The organism is Priestia sp. GS2, assembly GCF_036409025.1.
In the GTDB taxonomy this organism is placed as follows: domain Bacteria; phylum Bacillota; class Bacilli; order Bacillales; family Bacillaceae_H; genus Priestia; species Priestia aryabhattai_A.
Map to the genome: position 1 here is coordinate 2785624 of NZ_JAZGJX010000001.1, position 18320 is coordinate 2803943.

Annotated in this window: 16 protein-coding genes and 2 riboswitches; of the genes, 3 read left to right on the top strand and 13 right to left on the bottom strand. The window is 39.1% G+C overall.

All coding sequences use genetic code 11. The features are described from left to right. Positions 1-92 precede the first annotated feature (92 nt). The 10 genes from V2145_RS14215 to V2145_RS14260 all read right to left on the bottom strand — a co-directional run bounded on the left by V2145_RS14215 (position 93) and on the right by V2145_RS14260 (position 11480). Positions 93-557 carry a FixH family protein gene (locus V2145_RS14215; RefSeq protein ID WP_330987924.1) on the bottom strand — a complete coding sequence of 155 codons (465 nt, stop codon included), beginning with the start codon at positions 555-557 and terminating at the stop codon, positions 93-95. Between the two features lie 18 nt (positions 558-575). Next, on the bottom strand, positions 576-1937 hold the full coding sequence (locus V2145_RS14220; RefSeq protein WP_330987925.1) for a PepSY-associated TM helix domain-containing protein: 1362 nt from the start codon (positions 1935-1937) through the stop codon (positions 576-578). Positions 1938-2035: 98 nt separating this feature from the next. Further along, the gene (gene nagZ / locus V2145_RS14225; protein WP_330987926.1) at positions 2036-3271 is read right to left on the bottom strand and encodes a beta-N-acetylhexosaminidase; all 1236 of its coding nucleotides are present in this window, start codon (positions 3269-3271) and stop codon (positions 2036-2038) included. A 2-nt stretch (positions 3272-3273) separates the two neighbouring features. Beyond that, positions 3274-4665, bottom strand: a complete 1392-nt coding sequence (locus V2145_RS14230; protein ID WP_330987927.1) for a zinc ribbon domain-containing protein — start codon at positions 4663-4665, stop codon at positions 3274-3276. A 70-nt stretch (positions 4666-4735) separates the two neighbouring features. Beyond that, positions 4736-5620, bottom strand: a complete 885-nt coding sequence (locus V2145_RS14235) for a zinc ribbon domain-containing protein (RefSeq protein WP_131887116.1) — start codon at positions 5618-5620, stop codon at positions 4736-4738. A 52-nt stretch (positions 5621-5672) separates the two neighbouring features. Beyond that, positions 5673-6896: a TcaA NTF2-like domain-containing protein gene (locus V2145_RS14240; protein ID WP_330987928.1), complete on the bottom strand. Its 1224-nt coding sequence runs from the start codon at positions 6894-6896 to the stop codon at positions 5673-5675. 15 nt (positions 6897-6911) lie between these two features. Continuing rightward, positions 6912-7598, bottom strand: a complete 687-nt coding sequence (locus tag V2145_RS14245; protein WP_330987929.1) for a TcaA second domain-containing protein — start codon at positions 7596-7598, stop codon at positions 6912-6914. A gap of 256 nt (positions 7599-7854) precedes the next feature. Next, positions 7855-9123, bottom strand: coding sequence for a PTS ascorbate transporter subunit IIC (locus V2145_RS14250; RefSeq protein WP_094912740.1), 1269 nt, complete (start codon positions 9121-9123; stop codon positions 7855-7857). A 26-nt stretch (positions 9124-9149) separates the two neighbouring features. After that, the gene (locus V2145_RS14255; RefSeq protein WP_094912739.1) at positions 9150-9416 is read right to left on the bottom strand and encodes a PTS sugar transporter subunit IIB; all 267 of its coding nucleotides are present in this window, start codon (positions 9414-9416) and stop codon (positions 9150-9152) included. Continuing rightward, positions 9417-11480 carry a BglG family transcription antiterminator gene (locus V2145_RS14260; protein ID WP_330987930.1) on the bottom strand — a complete coding sequence of 688 codons (2064 nt, stop codon included), beginning with the start codon at positions 11478-11480 and terminating at the stop codon, positions 9417-9419. A gap of 584 nt (positions 11481-12064) precedes the next feature. On the opposite strand from V2145_RS14260, the gene V2145_RS14265 reads away from it, so the two are divergent. Next, positions 12065-12358, top strand: a complete 294-nt coding sequence (locus V2145_RS14265) for a WXG100 family type VII secretion target (protein WP_025909237.1) — start codon at positions 12065-12067, stop codon at positions 12356-12358. 187 nt (positions 12359-12545) lie between these two features. Further along, on the top strand, positions 12546-14006 hold the full coding sequence (gene katA, locus V2145_RS14270) for a catalase KatA (protein WP_094912431.1): 1461 nt from the start codon (positions 12546-12548) through the stop codon (positions 14004-14006). Positions 14007-14546: 540 nt separating this feature from the next. Here the strand turns inward: katA and V2145_RS14275 are convergent. The 3 genes from V2145_RS14275 to V2145_RS14285 form a co-directional block, all read right to left on the bottom strand. Continuing rightward, entirely contained in the window at positions 14547-14681 is a 135-nt protein-coding gene (locus V2145_RS14275) for a YjcZ family sporulation protein (RefSeq protein WP_076512530.1), read from the bottom strand. 174 nt (positions 14682-14855) lie between these two features. After that, complete coding sequence (locus V2145_RS14280) at positions 14856-15791, bottom strand: nucleoside hydrolase (RefSeq protein WP_311859011.1); 936 nt, start codon at positions 15789-15791, stop codon at positions 14856-14858. 45 nt (positions 15792-15836) lie between these two features. Continuing rightward, a riboswitch (purine riboswitch) is annotated at positions 15837-15936 on the bottom strand. 68 nt (positions 15937-16004) lie between these two features. Continuing rightward, entirely contained in the window at positions 16005-17546 is a 1542-nt protein-coding gene (locus V2145_RS14285; RefSeq protein ID WP_330987931.1) for a histidine kinase N-terminal 7TM domain-containing diguanylate cyclase, read from the bottom strand. Between the two features lie 251 nt (positions 17547-17797). Further along, positions 17798-17884, top strand: a riboswitch (cyclic di-GMP riboswitch). A 26-nt stretch (positions 17885-17910) separates the two neighbouring features. Between V2145_RS14285 and sinI the strand changes: the two genes are divergently transcribed. Then, entirely contained in the window at positions 17911-18042 is a 132-nt protein-coding gene (sinI, locus tag V2145_RS14290; protein ID WP_142299157.1) for a DNA-binding anti-repressor SinI, read from the top strand. The last annotated feature ends 278 nt before the right edge of the window (positions 18043-18320 follow it).

The window sequence follows — 18320 nt, forward strand, 5'->3', positions numbered from 1 at the left end:
ATTTAGAGGATTTTACAACCTTTTTCAGATTTCATTCTTTATCTCTTCAATCGAAAAAGCCCTATGAACAAAGCTGCTCATAGGAGTCTCAATTAATGGTGATGTTCATGATGACCTGACGATTTCGATTTCCCTTTTTGAATAGACTTCAGATCTTTTCCAGACAGTTCACCCACAACAAACTGCTTTGTGGGCATAATCGTTGAGTTGTTATTCGCTGCATGAACTGTAATGTTATAGAGTCCGCTTTCTGTAAGTGTGCTCTGTACTTCATAGACACCATCACTCAAAGGCTTTACTAATACATCATCATTTAGTTTTGGCTCATCTTTCTTTTGAATCTGAACATGAAGCATATCTACTTCATTAACTTGTTTATTATCTTGTGTAAACGAAACATGAATAATTTGTTGTTCATTTGGGTGCATCTCCTGAGGCAAAGTGATTGTTGCTGCCAGCGGCTCTTCTACCTTGTATAAAGAAGCTGCATCTTCTTTTAGCGAACATGCACTGAGTGCGCTTATGCTTAAGATGAGCACAGAAATTAACTTTTTCATTGAGTTTTTGCTCCTTTCTTAAGCGTTTAAAAACGCTTTGAGCACTGGAATATTTCGAATAACTAATACATCTATAAGCCAAATTACAATTAGTGATAACCCAACGAGTGGGAAAATAATACCTAACACAATCATGATAGCCAAGAAAGCTTTCATCGTACGAATACTTGGTGCCTTTGGCGCTCCCAGTTCTTTTTTCGGCTTTCTCTTCAGCCACAAATAAAAGCCGCTTACGGCAAGTAATACAATTCCTAAGCAAATAAGTGCGCTAACGAGCTGATTGATAAGTCCAAATTCCGTTCCTTTATGAAGCGTAATCCCAAGTGCAATTGTTTTTCCAAGCCAGCCGTAGTTGTCGTAGCGATAGTCAGCTAATACGGCACCTGAATACTGGTCAATATGCATCGTGACTTCATCCTTTGCCTTTGGCGGAAAGGATGAAATAGTATAAACTCCATCTGTCTTGCTTGGAATGATAACCGTATAACCAGGATACAAACCTTCCCGGTCCGCTGTTTCAATCACTTTATCAATAGAAACTGGGATAAGTCCATTAATAGTTGAAAGCGGAACATCTAAATTCTCAGCAGCCCAAGGTACCTCTGCAATTTCTTTGGTTTTTACATCTGAAGCCGGGGCGTTACCTACCCAAACCGAAGGGGGATAACCTTCTCCTGAGTTCGTAGCTAAAATCTGAAAGTTTGTACCCCAAAAGCCTGACCACGGTAACCCAGTCATAATTAAGAAAAACATGCCGCCTGCGATCCAAAAGCCTGGAACTGCATGAAGGTCTCGGCGAAGCGTATACTTTCCTTTATGAAAGCGCGGAATAACTGTGCCTCCGAGCGTTTTTTTCTTCTTGCGTGGAAACCATAAAAATAACCCCGTTACAAGCAGAACAATCGCCCAACAGGCAACAAGCTCCACAATCCGGTCGCCGACAGTCCCTGCCATCAACTCCCCGTGAATCTCTTCAATCTTATCCATAATTCGGTCATTTGCGTCAAGTTCCCCGATGATCGAGCCATCGTAAGGATTCACAAACACTGTTTTCGTCACTTCGTTTGTTAAAATCCACACCTCGCTTGAGCGCGTATTATTCTCTCCAGGACGAAACTTTGTAACCATTGCGTTCGGGTATTCATCTTTTACGGCATCAATCTGTTCAGTTGCCGCCACCTTTTCACCCTGTGCTTCTACCGTATAATATTCACCGTATAAAGCCTGTTCAATTTGCGGCTTAAACAAATAAATGCCACCCGTAATTGCCAACACAATAAGAAACGGCGCAATTAAAATCCCCGCATAAAAATGCCAGCGCCAAATTGTTTTATAGATTGACTTCTTGGACTCTTCGCTAGCCTTCATTTTTCCCTCCATGCCCCTTCTCCCTTTCTCTCTTTTGTACTTACATATATAGCATAAAGTTGTGAGAAAGAAATGAAGTCAGGCCGAATTTGGCCTGACTTCTTCTTTGGTTACTGCCCAACGAGCTGCTCTGCTTTTTGTGGATTTGCAATTTCTTGATTCATCGCTTGTTGTTTGTAGCTCAAAATCCTTTTAACTGATTCATCTAATCGCTCCTCGGAAATTTCACCAGCTTCAACTGAATTTTTAATTCCGCGAAACACTTTTTCTTGGTTTTCAAGCGTATGACACACAAGCAATAAGTCTACGCCTGCACCAACAGCTTTTGCACCTAAATCTCCATATGTAAAGTATTTATTTACAGCGCCCATTTCTAAGTCATCTGTCACAACCATCCCTTGGTAGCCAAGCTTTTTTCTTAGTAAATCCGTTATGATAAGAGGGGAAACACTGGCTGGATTTTCTTTATCATAAGCTGGGTACTTCACGTGGGTAACCATCACAAAGAACTGGTTATGATCCACATTATGAATCATACTTGTAAATGGGTAAATATCTTGGTTTTCAAGTTCTTGAGAACTGGCTTTTACATCTGAAGTTTCCACATGCGGGTCAACTGTCGTTCGACCATGACCTGGAAAGTGCTTAAGCGCTCCCGTTATCTTTCCATCATGAAATCCTTTTATCACTTGTTTACTAAATACCGCTGCTTTTTGTGGATTTGTTCCAAAAGATCTTGTATCGGTTTCAGACAGATCTAAGACTGGAGCGAAATTCACGTTGAACCCCATTGCTTTAAGTTCTTGCGCGTTATGATAAGCAGATTCATATACTTTATTTTCATCACTTTGCTTGCCAAGTTCTTGCTGCGCAGGAATAGGAGATACCTTTTCCTTCATACGTACAATTTGACCACCTTCTTGGTCCACACTAATAATTAGAGGAATGTGATGTTCTTGGTTTCGAGCGAGCTTCTGTAGGTTTTGGTTGAGCGTAGCAACCTGCTTTGGGTTTTTCATGTTTCGGTCAAATAAAATAATCCCTCCAACATGGTAATCTTCAATCATTTTTTTCGCATGATCATCCAATTCACCGCTTTGGAAACCAACGACCATCATCTGACCAATTTTTTCGTCTACCGTCATATTGGCTACAAGCTGTTCAATATCATCTTGTGCACCAAAAGCTTCTTCAGAATTAGGTTCGGAACTTGTTTTCTTTACTTTATGATTTGTTTCTTTTTGCACTGCTGGTTTCGCTTTTTCATTGGAAGAGTTGAAGGCTAGAAATGCACCTGCAGCGATAATAAGTATAAGTAGAAAAAATGCTGTATACTTTTTTTTCATTATTACTCTACTCTCGAATCTACTTTTTCAAGATCAGCGCTATCTAACTTCCATTCTCCGCCTTCCTTAACAAGGCTCCAATACCCTTCCCACTCTTGGACAAGTTCCGTTCCGTCATCATTATCATCGTAAGATGTCATTTCAACGTAAGCTCTTGCTTCATTTCCACTAACATCAAGAACCTCGATATTCGTTACATTATCAGCGGTGTTTGCTTGTAGCCCTTTTTTCCAGTCGCTTAAATCCACTTTCGATTTTCGGCTTGATGAGAACAAGTCATGTGCTGATGCAAAGCTATCCGATGTAATATAATCGTAGTGAGAACGAACGGCATCTTCAATATCTGTCTCTTCGTCAATTGAATCAGAGGCATCATCTTCCATACTTACTTCGTCAAAATTATCACTCATGCTAAAATAAAGTTCAGCTTCTTCAATATCATCTTCAAGAGTGATAGCTGGTGTTTTCTTTGTTTTTGAACCAAATTTTCGTTCAGCATGGATTTTTACTGATCCATCTAGATTAATCGGACCAATGTATCCAAGTTCTTCAACCGTTTTACCTGTACTTTTCCCGTTTACGAATACAGTTCCGTCAAAGTAATCAGAGTATAACGAAACGTAATGATTTCCCCAGTCAAAATCGGCACTGGTTACTTCATCGTCATCCGTTGATTCAATGGTTTGTTTCATTTCAACGGTGCCATAATCACCTTTTGTAGACAATTTCATTTCGTGTTCTCCAGGTAAAAATGGTCCAACTGTTTGGGATTCATCTGCATTTTTGATAGTATCTACTTTTTGATTATCAATGTAAACATCTGCTTTTTCTAAGTTAGACGTTACTTCCACATACGCAGGCTGAACACGAATCGTATAATGATCAAATAAGACCCATTTTTTGCCGTTAGATTCGATTTGAACGTGTGAAGAGGTAGCTTCATCACCTGTTGCCATTTGCACACGATTTTCATATACATCTGCATCCTTTTTTAACCCTTTTGACATTTCTGTCAGCATTTTTGGATTGTCATGTACATATTTAACAAACTGCTCAACTTGCTGATCACTAGCTTTTAATTCAATCTGACCTTCATTCACAAACTTTTTAACCGTTTTGATGTCTTTATGTTGAACAGCTTCTATGAATGTATCTGAAATGGCAGTTGGTGACATAACCTTTTTATCAACAATGTAGAACCCTCCAAATGCTATCGCACCTAAAGCCACAACAGTAGCTGTGATAACTTTTGCTTTTAATCCCCTTACTTTCTTCTGAACAGGAGGTGCACTTTCAGTAGTAGCTGTTTTGGAAGGATTCACAACTTCTCCGCATTCGGGACAAAACGTTTGTTCTTCATTCATTTTATAACCGCAATTATTACAATAACTCATCTTTTATTCTCCTTCACATGAAAAAGCACCGTCTAGCCACGATGCTTTTTCTACGATTTACTCTAATGTGTTACCAGTCACCAAACGTATCCTGAATATTAGAACCCAGACTAGAAACAACGGCTTCAATTAAGTGTCGTCCAAAAAGTACAAGTAAAATTGCCATAACGATATAAGTAAGTAGCGTACCGTAGACACTATCTAAGCCATTTGAGCCACTGTGCTTAAAGCTTAAAATTGTAAATGCTACTGTTAGAAATAATCCTAGGATTCCAAAACCTAAGATATATGAAAATAGTGAAATCTTTAATAAAGCGAATACTACACCCACAAGCATCATCGCTGTTGGGGCAATTAAAAATGCACCAAAACGTGCAAAGACATCTTGAATAGAAACATTAACCTTTGCTAGCTTAACAGCTCCAAAAGTTACAAGAGCAATTGCACCAATACATAACATAGAAATAAGTCCATTAATAATAACAATATCCGTGAAATCCAACTTAACTACATTCTTCAAATCTTCTCTTAGATCTATAAAATCTGAGCCTAGCAAAGGCAATAGTAGAACTGAAAATTTATTAAGCACTTTATCTAAGATGGAATCAATTCCAAGATAAATCATTAGCGGTATGCTGATAGCAAACAGAATCATTGTAATAAGTCCATTAATAAACTGCTCTCCACGTACTCCTTGAGCCGTTGCAGTCGGTTTTTTTAGTCCTTGCATAAAGTAGCCGATATACATTTTTGAAATGTTCTTTGCATTTTCGACGTGTTGATTCGGTTGTTGTGGCACTCGTTGTTGTGAATAATTAGGTGTTGCTTGTTGTTGATTTGGCACAGTCTCTACTCCTGCTGCTACTTGTTGAGCAGCCACCTCTTCTAATTTTTTTCCACACTTCACACAAAATTTCCCGCCATCATTTTGATGACCACAGTTTAAACATTGCACGTATAAAATCCTCCTCTAAATATTAGTAGCTATTTATCAGCTATTGTTCTTTTTACTTTGCTTCAGTCGTTTTAACCAGCTTATACACTGCTAATTCACCATCTACATCTTTTACTTGATGGACGGTATTAAAGTTTGCTTGTTTACTAGTCCCATCCGCGTATGAAATTGTATACTCTTCATATGTCGACACTTCATACAAGTTATCCCCTAACTCTTTTACATCTTTCACATTAAACGTATGCATCTCTTCTGTAATGCCTTTTTCATTTAGATGAGCTGTATAATCCTTCTGTTCTTTATATTTAGGGCCGTTTGGGTCAATGTAAGGTGATGCGATAGAGAAATCTTCGTTATTAATAGAAGAAATGGTTGCGTCCATATAGTCAGCCATAAACGAACCGATTTCATCAGATGAATGATTTGCTTGCGCTTCTTCACTTTCCTCTTTCGGACTTTCATTCACCGGCTCTACGTCTTCAGTTGTTTCACTATCTTTCTTTGATGATGAACTAACGCTTGTTTGATACATTTTTGGCTTATCTTCCATGACTTCTTTCACTTTTTTTGATAGCTCACCGTATGTGCTAGAAGCGTCATGAACTAACCACTTTTCTTGTTTTTTATCATAAATTAGCGTGTATTCCGTAAAATTATTATGCTTACTCAGTTTTGGCGTGTCACCTTGGTAGTAATAATCTCCTTCATATTCTTCAAGCCCGTATACCGTCGCCATCCAGTCTCCATCTTCATATCGAATATCCATATCATCTAAGTTAAACGTAGTACCGATATATTTTATTTTGTGGAGACGACCGATACTCTGGTTAGATTGAATTTCTCCTTTTAAATATGCTAGATGATTTGCCGTTACATTTACGGCTTTACTTGGGTCTTGAGTCGTATATGCACTTAACCAGCCTTTGGTTGAACTTACAATCGTATCGATCAGCGTATCTTGTGTTTTTTTATCGGTACCAAAGTTTACGTACACCTCTGACCCATCAATTGCTTGATTAGCAGTCGTAGCTTCTCCCCAAGGCAATTTTGCTTTTACTTGAAGTTTCATAGAACCTTCTGTTAATACTGGACCAAACGTATCGTTTTTTGCTAAGTCTACGCCCACGTCTTGTCCATCAATTAATAAGTTAGATGAAATCTCTGCCTCTTCAATTCCGGTATACACCGTAACATCGGAGCCGTCTAATGAAAGGTTGACGTTTTCTGTATCTACTGTGTTAGTAAGCTCTACATTTTCTTTAGCTACTAAGTCCACAAAATCAGCTTTTAATTAACCTTCAATTTTATAAGTACCAGGTAAGTAAGGACCGTATGTATCTTTAAAATCATCCGATGTTGCAGTATCAATTTTTTTATTATCTATGTATAATTCCGTATTTTTATAATTAGTGCTAATATCAATATATACAGGGTCCACTTGAACTGAATATTTATCAAAGATAAGAGCCGTTTTCCCACCTTTATTTAGCCTAATAGAACTATCTTCTAGCTCATTACCTAACGTGCTGACAGCTGAGCCATCCATTGATGCTGACTGTCTCTTTAAAAACTGAATAACGTCTTTTCGTTCATCAGGATTTTTTTTAAAGTAGCTTACAAAGCCTTTGACATCCTTTTCTCCAATTTTCAAACTTGGATCTGTAGATGTTAAAAAACTAGCAACTTTCTTCTCGTCTTCGTTAATCAATGCTCCCTCAAAGTCATCGATGACTTTATTTTTATCAGTCACTGCTTTTCCGTACTGATACCCACCGAATAATACTACAATGGCAGCAATAACCGAGATAACTACCGTCTTTTTCTTTTTCGTCATCGGTGACTTTTGTTCACGTCGTGAGTTTGTAGTTACTGCTTGCTCCGCAGACTGAACTATCTGTTGCTCGAACGGTTTTCCACAATTTTGACAAAAGTGCTCTCCTTCCTTTTTATTTGTTCCACATCCTTTACAAAACCCCATTCGCATAACCTCCCTTTCTATTCTGACCCAAGAATAAAGACGCAGTACATAAGACTTATTTTTGAGTCACATTTTTATATATTAGCATAAATATTCACACATTAAATCATTTATTTTCTATTTAAGGTTAAAAAAACCAAGTCAATAACCTTTCATAAGCAAAAAAGAACTTTTCACTCCCTAAATACTTGATATAAGCATATAAACGCACAAAAAAAGATACAGACCGAAAATATTTCAGTCTGTATCTTTTTATTTACGATAACCCTAATAGTTTCATAATCATTAAAATCAAGATTCCAATGACACCAAAGTCAGAGTCACCAAAGGTTGTTCCTTCAAACCCAACGTCGCCCATGAATACTAATAGAAGAGCTGGAATGAAGCTGATAATTAATCCGTTACAGAACGCTCCTGCCATCGCTCCTCTACGCCCACCTGTTGCATTTCCAAATACACCGGCTGCTGCACCTGTGAAAAAGTGCGGTACGAGACCTGGTACGATGACTTTTAAACCTAGTAAAGGTAAGAAGAACATGGATAATAATCCTGCAATAAAACTGAATAAAAACCCGATAATTACTGCATTCGGTGCGAATGGAAAGACCGTTGGACAGTCAAGGGCTGGCTTCGTGTCAGGCGCAACCTTATCCGCAATTCCTTTAAACGCCGGAACGATTTCAGCAATCAGCATACGAACTCCAGCCAAAATGATGTACACACCGGCTGCAAAAGTAATAGCTTGAATGAATGAGAACACAATAAAGTTTGATCCGCCAGATAAAGTAGACTCAATGTACTCTTGTCCGGCAAACAGTGCCACAACTAAGAAGAAAATCGTCATCGTCAGCGAAACCGCAACGGACGTATCTCTTAAAAACCCTAAAGATTGAGGAACTTTGATTTGTTCCGTTGTTTTTTCTTTGTTCCCGAATATTTTTCCGACTTTTGCTGATACGAAATAGCCGATTGTTCCAAAATGTCCGATGGCAAAATCATCACTTCCCGTAATTTGACGCACGTACGGCTGAAGAAGCGCTGGAAATAATACCATACATAACCCTAAAAGTATGGACCCAATTAACACGAGTGGAACTCCTTGAAGTCCGCCAATTGATAATGTTGCTGCAATTAAGCAAGCCATGAAAAGCGTGTGATGTCCTGTTAAGAAAATATATTTGAAGCGAGTAAACTTTGCTAATAGAATATTGGCAATCATCCCAAATACCATAATTAAAGCGGTAGATGTCCCGAATTTGCTTTGAGCAGCCGCGACAATCGCTTCGTTATTTGGAATAACGCCTGCCACGTTAAAAGCTTTATCAAACATATTGCTGAAAATATCAAGCGATCCCGTTAATACGGTTGCTCCCGCTCCGATAATGATAAAGCCCATAACTGTTTTTAACGTACCGGACACAACGTCCGCGGTTTGCTTGCGCTGAAGAAGTAAACCAACAAGCGCAAACAAACCAACGAGAATGGACGGTGTTCCTAAGATGTCTTTCATAATGATGTCTAACATAGTCTGACCCCCTTATTGATCAGGAATTATGAAACGATTGGCTCTAGCTTTGATTTGATTTCTGGAATGCTCATCATATTTTCCAGCGTCACGATTTGACGCGTACCGTCGTTTAATTGCCCAACAATATCAGCTGCCCCAATGAATACATCGGCTGTTTCCGTTTTTGCTGATGCTAGATCTGTGTGATCTACCTCTGCTGTTTTCCCCATTTCTGTTAACGCTTTCTTTACGTTCATCTCCATAATAAAACTGCTTCCTAATCCATTTCCACATACAACCATAATTTTCATTTACATTTCCTCCTCTGAATATTGATTAATATAAGTTAAAATATGTTCTGCGCTTGAGCTAGCAATCATATCTTCAATGTTACTTGGTTCTCCTAAAAGCTGCGTCAGCTGCACGAGTGCTTTTAGATGCGACTCATTGTCCGTAGCAGCGAGCACAATGATGATTTGAACCAGCTTGTTCCCTCCAAAATCCACCGGCTCATCTAACTTTAATAAGCTCATAGACAGTGAACGAACTCCGTGTTCAGGACGAGCATGTGGAATCGCAACTCCCGGCGTAATAACAACATAAGGTCCTGTTTCTTCTATAGAAGTAACCATAGCTTCCACATAGCTCTTTTCAATAGCACCAATCTTCAAAAGCGGTGCGGCTGCTTCTTCAATGCTTTCTTGCCAACTTGAAACTCTTGGCTTTAGCTGAATCGTTTCAGCCGTTAATAATTCCTTTAGCACCGGCTTTTCCACCTCCTCTAACGAATACTTCGTTGTTTTTTGCACATGCGTCTGCAGCTGTGACTGAAGCGCGCTTTGCAGCTCCTTACGCTGATGAATCGTCGCGTAGCTTTCAATGACCTTCATAACCGCTTCCAGGTTCACTTGGTTGGAAGTGTATCCGTACAGCTCCTGCATGACGTGCTGTTTTAACTTTTCTTTATCCTCTATGCCTAAAATTGGTGGAACAACAAACAGCAGTGCGTTTGTTCGTAAATGAACGGTTGAAAAGATAAGATCATAGCTCAACGAATACGTCGACATCTCGCGCACAGACAAAGCGTCCAAAAATAAAAGATCTGGAAAAAGTTCGCGCAATGTATAGATAAGAATATTACTAATCCCTACACCGTTTGGACAAACGACAATTGCTCGCTTCCTACCATCTAACGTTGTTCCTTGTTTTCTTAACCACCCGCCAAAATAAACGGTAAAGTAGGCAACTTCGCTTTCAGGTATCGGGCAGTCAAGTTCTTTCCTCATCGGCCCAAGCGATTTATTCGTTAAGTGATACAGCTCTGGATACACATTCTTAATACGTTCAACCATCGTATGAGCAGGCGTAAGCTGATACTTCATGCGATAATATGCAGGCTTAAAGTGAACAAATAACTGTTGATATAGCTCTTCTTTTTCCTGCAGTTCAATACAAGACAAGCGCTCAAATTCATCAATAACTGACAGCAAGCAGGTTTCAATCAGTTCGTTTTCTTGAAAAGGCGAAACGTCTTTTGTTCGGTTCATTCCAAGTAAATGAAGCGTTGCATATAGCTTGTCATCCTTGCTCCAGTCGGGTGAAAATGTCTGGCTATATGTTAGTGCTTCTACTACCTTGTACTCATTTGTTTCAACTAAAGGTCGCCAGCTCTCTTGGTATGGCAAGGTGTCGCCCTTACAAATTAATTGATCTAGTGCTAAAAATAAAAATGATAACTCATCTAGCCTTTCATCCGTAAAAGACACGCCAAGCTGATGTTCCGCTGCCTCAAGCTCACTTTGAATATGTTCAAGCTGAGCTTGCTTCGTTCCCCAAATGCACGTAACAACCGGCTGACTGCTGCCGTTTTGCAAAAGCTCATGAATGATTTGCTCAAGAAGATACAGCTTTGACTCATGCTCGCCTTTTATGACATATCCTTTCACTTTTGAATAGTGAATATCTAGACCGTAGCTCTTGGCTTTCTTTTTTAGTTTTTGAAGGTCCTTCAACACGGTATTTCGCGAAACGCCTACTGCGCTTTGAAAATGATAAACGGACAGCTCTTCCTCACTAAGAAGCAGCATTAGGTAGAAAACTTGTTCACGATCACTCTCTGAAAACACGTAGCTTTGCTTTGTCAGTTTTGCCTGTAAATCTTTCACTGGAAGACTAGCAATCAAGTAGTATCCTACTTTTCGATCAAACTGAATAGGTTCATAGCCGTGTGCTTCTAACCAGTCATTTGCTTTTTTCATTCCATACTGAACTTGTCTTCTTGTCAGACTGGTCTTTTCTTCAATTTCAGCCATCGTTAAGCTTTTTACCTGCTGCAAGTTCTGCAACAGTGCTGCACTTCGTTCATCTAAAACCATGTTGTGTTCCTCCTTAATCTCTACAATACGCCATAACATCAACAAAGAAAACGTTTTCTAAAACCCTTTCTTGTTCTCTCCGCTGCACACAAATATACTCTGCCGTTATTGTAACAAACTTTTTGTGTGGGCTTTGCTTTATTCAAAATCTGAATTGGATTTAGTATCATAGTAGATTGTCATTCTTTGCGCATTCATTTTATTTACAACTTCTTGAAAACGTATCACGTCATGAATAACATTTGTTTGCAAATCATATGTTTGCTGTCTAGGAACTGTGGTTGTTTGCTTAACCTTACTACTAATTGTTTTTATAGTTTTCCAAGATGAGGCACTCCTTATGTGCGTTCTACCTCTTACTTCCTGCACACACTTCTTCCAATTCAGGAAACATTAGACCTATTTTACCAGTGGGAATAAAGACCAGAACAACCAAATTTAATCGTTCTTTATAAGTATAAGGGCTTCTATTATATAGAACTATCGATTCGTTTTTGCTAATTTTTTCAAATTTCTTTTGACTGTTACTGGAATTTTTTTTTAAAATAGTAAATGAAAATACATAGTAAAGGAGATGTTTTTCCATGTCAGGAATCATTCGCGTAACGCCTGCTGAACTTCGTGAAATGGCAGCTCGCTATAATAATGAAAGTGGTCAAGTACAAGATTTAGTAGGTCGCCTTGACACTATGAGAAACCAATTACAAGATATGTGGGAAGGTTCTTCTAGCCAAGCATTCATCGCTCAGTACGAAGAATTAAAACCATCATTCGTTGAAATGTCAAACTTGCTTAACAAAATCGCTAAGCAGCTTGATGACTCTGCGAACGTTCTTGAAGACACAGACAACCAAATCGCTAGCCAAATTCGCGGTTAATAAAAAAACGCCTTATCTTTTGATAGGGCGTTTTTTTATTAATGTTTTTCCTCCTTTCCCCATATCTATGAAATTAGGAAACCCATTAAAAACTTTCAGTTATTTATAATTATTATAAAAAAATATTGATTTTTATATAATATATGTTATTATCAAACTATCAACTAAAACTTTACGAGGTGATCTTATGACTGAAAATAACAAAAAATTGACGACTAGCTGGGGTGCTCCTGTTGGTGATAACCAAAACTCGATGACAGCTGGATATCGTGGCCCTACGTTAATTCAAGACGTTCATTTATTAGAAAAACTAGCTCACTTTAATCGCGAACGCGTACCAGAGCGTGTTGTGCATGCCAAAGGTGCTGGTGCACATGGTTATTTCGAAGTAACAAACGACGTTTCAAGTTATACAAAAGCAGATTTCCTATCTGAAGTTGGAAAACGTACGCCAATGTTCATTCGCTTCTCAACAGTAGCTGGCGAAAGTGGTTCAGCTGACACGGTTCGTGATCCGCGCGGTTTTGCAGTAAAGTTTTATACAGAAGAAGGAAACTACGACTTAGTTGGGAACAACACGCCGGTATTTTTCATCCGCGATGCAATTAAGTTCCCTGATTTTATTCATACCCAAAAAAGAGATCCGCAAACACATTTAAAAAATCCTAATGCTGTTTGGGACTTCTGGTCTTTATCACCTGAGTCTCTTCATCAAGTAACAATCCTTATGTCCGACCGCGGAATTCCTGCAACATTCCGTCACATGCACGGATTCGGCAGTCATACATTTAAATGGGTAAACAAAGAAGGAGAAGCTGTTTGGGTGAAATATCACTTCAAGACTGAGCAAGGCGTAAAAAACTTGCCAACTGACCTTGCAGCAAAACTCGCTGGTGAAAACCCAGATTATCATACAGAAGATTTATTTAATGCTATTGAAAAAGGCGACTTCCCTGCTTGGAAGCTATATGTACAAATTATGCCTGTTGAAGATGCGGATACATACCGCTTCGATCCGTTCGACGTAACAAAAGTATGGTCTCAAAAAGACTATCCATTAATTGAAGTTGGTCGCATGGTGTTAAATCGCAATCCTGAAAACTATTTTGCAGAAGTTGAACAAGCAGCGTTCTCACCTGGCGCATTCGTTCCTGGTATTGAGGCATCTCCAGATAAAATGCTTCAAGGGCGTCTATTCGCTTATGCAGATGCGCATCGTTACCGCGTAGGTGTCAACCATAATCACCTGCCAATCAACCGTCCAAAATCAGACGTTCACCACTATCAGCGTGATGGACAAATGCGCTTTGACGGCAACGGTGGTGGATCCGTTTACTACGAACCAAACAGCTACGGTGGTCCAACTGAAACGCCTGAACACAAGCAGACAGCTTTTCCTGTTAGCGGCGTAGCAGAAAATGCACCGTATGACCATCATGACCACTACACGCAAGCTGGTGACTTGTACCGCCTAATGTCAACAGAAGAGCGTGAGCGCTTAGTAAACAACATCGTAGAAGCGATGAAGCCAGTTGAAAAAGACGAGATTAAACTTCGTCAAATTGCTCACTTCTACAAAGCTGATCCAGAATACGGCTTGGGCGTGGCAAGGGGCTTGGGACTTGAAGTTCCTAACCTAAAAGCGTAAGCGACTGTTCAGCCATGAGAGGCATTGGAGCTTTTGACTGGGAAACGGCTTTTTCGTTTCGTTGGCAAAAGTGAAATGACCGAATGGCTAGGAGCTGAAGCTGGACACCACTAAAAGCGTAAGCGACTGTTCAGCCATGAGAGGCATTGGAGCTTTTGACTGGGAAACGGCTTTTTCGTTTCGTTGGCAAAAGTGAAATGACCGAATAGGAAAATTTAGACTACCTATTCTCAACTATTATTCTCGTTTCTCAATAACTCTATTTCTCTACTGCCCACGTCAATTGGCGTGGGCAGTCATTTTCAAATGTAGAAAGGATGAAAAAGCAATGGCCAAACAGTGCCCTGTATGTATGACTGAAATCAAACAATTAAAACATACGTTATTATGCAGCTGCGGTGTACGATTAAAAAGGAAGAAAAGCAGCTTATTAAAACATGAAAAAAGCTAGCGGTGCGCTAGCTTCTTTAAGGCCTTTACAATAGGAGAATGAAGAGGAGCATACTCTTAACTGTTGAAGTACTAATCATTTACTTGCTATTAGCAATCGCCTTTGTATCCCCAACAAGCGCAACCGATAATAACTAATAGAATGAAAAGGACGATGATTAAAGCGAAGCCGCTTCCGCCTCCGTAACCACCACAACCGTAACCGCAGTTTCCGTAACCGTACATATTGTCTCACCTCCTCTTGTTGATACTCTCATCATATGTACCGATGCAAAAAATGCTCCTAAAAAATCTAAAGTAAACTTTTGCTTTTACACGAACACCTTTTAGGCTAATAGGCTTGCGCATATAAGAAAAAGCCCAAACCAGACGGCTTGGACTTCTCAACCTTACATGTATTTATTGCTTTTTAGATAGCTCTGTTATGTAGTGAAAAAACGCTTCTGAATCAACGTCATACACAACATGAACCGGTCTTCCCTCTGCTGTTTCGTACGTTCTTCCTTGGCTTGGAACCTTCGTTTCTACCTCGCTACAAACGGTTTTCATCTTCACAAGATCTGGCTTGCCAACAGAAGCGGTTGTTAACACATCCCACAAATAGTACGTGGAATTGGTTTCAAAATGCTCAAGCGGCGGGCACGCAGCGTAGCACTGACCGACGAAATCCACTCCCGTATAGCGTCGAAGCGATGCCCAGTAGTTACGCACTGAAATGGTTAGCGGCACTTGATTGGTACTTTCAAGAGCCACCATCTCAATTGTTAATCCACTTTTCCACACGCGATCAACGGCTTCTGGATCCCAAAATGCATTCCACTCTGCGGTACCGTCGTGCTCAGGCTCTTGAACGTTTCCTACTTCTTGGAACGTTCCGCCCATCCACACTAGCTTTTCAATTTTCTTTTCAATATCAGGTGCCTCATCAAGCGCTCTAGCAAGGTCTGTGAGTGGCCCTGTAAATAACAGCGTTGTTTTTTCCTGTTCTGCGCGCACCTTTTCAATTAAATGAAGATGAGCAGGTTGATCGCTGACTGGTGCTTTCATTTGGCCTGACTCATTCAAAATTGGAAGCGCGTCAACGAAAAACGTATGCATGCGCCACTCTTTTGGAAATGGATACATCCCTCTTGACGTTGAACGTGCCACTTCCACTTGTTGAGTGCTAAAGCGATCGATAATTTTTCTACTTGCACTAATACCAGGTTCGAGATAGCCATCTGCTGGAATAACCGATACGCCGGTTAACTCCACGTCATCCATTTGCAACAGTAAAAATAAAGATACTAAATCGTCAATTCCTGCATCGTGGTTAAAATACACTTTCTTTTTCATGACTTTTTCATCCCCCTAGGTACACCAAAAACTGCGAAAAATATGCTAAAGAAGCATATTTTTCGCAGTAAGAAATTTGTGGTTTCTATGTATTGCCCTTAAACCATATCATTAAGGATATACGAAAAATAAAAAAAAACCTATATAATTGTTCGCATTTAAAGTTTATTTTATCCTAAACCCCTATCCAAAACAACCTTCTATAATTAATGATCAAACCTCTACACAATTTCGACCTTTTCGTTTTGCGGTATATAGTGCTTGGTCTGCCTTTCGTACAAATTCATCTAACGTACATGATGTGTTTCCTGGTTGTATATCAAAAGCAGCAATACCAAAGCTCGCTGTTACAAACTGTTTCACTTCATTAGCTTCGATTACCGTATTCTGAATAGCTTCCCTCAGCTGCTCTGCCAAGCTGTAAACTTCAGAAAGAGCAGTTGCTGGAAGGTAAATAATAAACTCTTCTCCTCCGTAGCGCCCAACGATATCAGTCGATCGTACATTTTTCTGAACAATTTCACTGATTTTTCTTAACACGGCGTCTCCCATTTCATGCCCGTACGTATCATTGACTGTTTTGAAGTAGTCAATGTCAAACATAATAACAGCTGCTAACCCTCCACGTTTCGTGAGCGATCTGAGCATTTCTTCCGCTTGTCGAACAAAAAATGTGCGATTATACACTCCTGTTAAACCATCAATACTAGCAATCTTCCGAAGTTCTTCCTGCATGTTAACTCGTTCTGTTACGTCACTGAACGTAATCATTTGGCCTAGGTATACTTGGCTCGTGTTGTATATTTCCGAAAACTGAACGTGAAAGTGCTGAATGACTCCAGTTTCGTGACGGTAATCACAATCTTTCCTTTCTTGAATTACAGTTGCTAGTGCTTTATTTTCTTTTACAATGGATAGAACATGCTCACCAACCATTCTATGATGCAGCATGGGAATCACTTGACGAGCGGCATTATTAAAGTCTACCACTATGCCCTTTTGATTTAGTACAACAACGCCTTCTTTCATCGTTTCAAATACCACATCACGAGCGATAGGCACCACGTTAAAAGAACGGAACATAAAGATAGCCACCCCGTGAAACAAGCAGGTCAATCCAATGGAAACAGGTCCCAAATCAATGCCATATGGACTAAGCTTATTTAAATAAAAATAGCTGGCGATAACAGGCGTTAGCAAGCCAAATACCATTAATAAAATTTGCATTTGAAATTGAAAAGCTGATTTTCGAAGTTCCATTAATAGTACAATGACGCTAAGCATGATGCAGACAAACAAATAAAATGAATGGAGATAATGAAACGGACCTGCTACTAAATCTGCCACTGGAAAAGGCGTATCGCTTCGAAATCCCACTTTTTTATAATACAGATGATGCCACTCATTTGTATTGTGAGTGAAAATTGTAATAATTGGAACAGTAAATAAAAGATAATAAAATGCTGGATAAATCTTTTTGCCAACGTAGTTAAAGCACATTAAAACAATGAACGCTGGAATAAATGGAAGCGGTAAATACTCTATGCTTAGCCAAAACTTCACTTCTTCAATTGAAGTACTCATCATTTCAAACATATATCCAAAAGCAAAAACTGCAGACATACAGGTTAAAATGACATAATGCTTAACACCGGGGCCCTCGCGAATTTTAAAGGCACCGTATAAACTTAAAGCTAAAATAAGAACACCTGAACTTCCAACGATTACTACATATTTTAGTAGTTCACTATGCATGACCTATGACTCCATTTTCGTTAAGGTTAGCGTCCGCTATATTATTATACCGTAGCTCATTTTCCTTAGCATATATTTTTCGTTTAAATTACCTATTTTCCATCCATAAAAATCTATAATATTACATTTTATGAGTATATTTACTCATAAATAAGATATTTTTTTCAATTTTATTGAAAACTATACCATATTTCGACACCTTTTTCGTTTTTCTCATTATATACTGTCAGTGATACTAAAAAATAGTTCTCTTCAGAAAAAGGCAAACCTTTTGAAAGAAAGCGACGCAAAGCTACAGATCTAAGGTGGAAAAGCACTATGATGGCTGAGCTCCCTGAAATGGGTAGAGGAGGATATTGAAGTAATGATAAACCAAACAACAATCAGTGTAGAAGAAAATGTACAAGAATGGATTTCACTCATGCAGTATGCAAAGGAGCTTGGTCTCACAACTGAAGAGGTAAAAGATTTTTTACTTCAGAACAAATCCACATGAATAGTCCTCGTATTGCAATATAACACCTTGCGCCTTTAGGTATAAATTATCTGAAGGTTTTTTCTTGTACACTAGTAATAGCAGTAAATAAAAGGAGTGTGAAGAAAAGCTGAATCTAGCATTATTTCTCATTATTGCGGCTCTAGTATTCTATATTCTTGCTTTAAATTCTAAGATTCGTCTGCTCGAAAATCAAATTAAATCGATACCACTCACAAAAGACCAACAAGAAGCACTTACAGCCAAAACCTCTGCTATGATCGAACAAGGAAAAACAA

Coding starts and splice junctions, on each gene's coding strand:
- V2145_RS14215 (WP_330987924.1), bottom strand. CDS start 557: ATGAAAAAGTTAATTTCTGTGCTCATCTTAAGCATAAGCGCACTCAGT.
- V2145_RS14220 (WP_330987925.1), bottom strand. CDS start 1,937: ATGGAGGGAAAAATGAAGGCTAGCGAAGAGTCCAAGAAGTCAATCTAT.
- nagZ (WP_330987926.1), bottom strand. CDS start 3,271: ATGAAAAAAAAGTATACAGCATTTTTTCTACTTATACTTATTATCGCT.
- V2145_RS14230 (WP_330987927.1), bottom strand. CDS start 4,665: ATGAGTTATTGTAATAATTGCGGTTATAAAATGAATGAAGAACAAACG.
- V2145_RS14245 (WP_330987929.1), bottom strand. CDS start 7,598: ATGGGGTTTTGTAAAGGATGTGGAACAAATAAAAAGGAAGGAGAGCAC.
- V2145_RS14250 (WP_094912740.1), bottom strand. CDS start 9,123: ATGTTAGACATCATTATGAAAGACATCTTAGGAACACCGTCCATTCTC.
- V2145_RS14255 (WP_094912739.1), bottom strand. CDS start 9,416: ATGAAAATTATGGTTGTATGTGGAAATGGATTAGGAAGCAGTTTTATT.
- V2145_RS14260 (WP_330987930.1), bottom strand. CDS start 11,480: ATGGTTTTAGATGAACGAAGTGCAGCACTGTTGCAGAACTTGCAGCAG.
- V2145_RS14265 (WP_025909237.1), top strand. CDS start 12,065: ATGTCAGGAATCATTCGCGTAACGCCTGCTGAACTTCGTGAAATGGCA.
- katA (WP_094912431.1), top strand. CDS start 12,546: ATGACTGAAAATAACAAAAAATTGACGACTAGCTGGGGTGCTCCTGTT.
- V2145_RS14275 (WP_076512530.1), bottom strand. CDS start 14,681: ATGTACGGTTACGGAAACTGCGGTTACGGTTGTGGTGGTTACGGAGGC.
- V2145_RS14280 (WP_311859011.1), bottom strand. CDS start 15,791: ATGAAAAAGAAAGTGTATTTTAACCACGATGCAGGAATTGACGATTTA.
- V2145_RS14285 (WP_330987931.1), bottom strand. CDS start 17,546: ATGCATAGTGAACTACTAAAATATGTAGTAATCGTTGGAAGTTCAGGT.
- sinI (WP_142299157.1), top strand. CDS start 17,911: ATGATAAACCAAACAACAATCAGTGTAGAAGAAAATGTACAAGAATGG.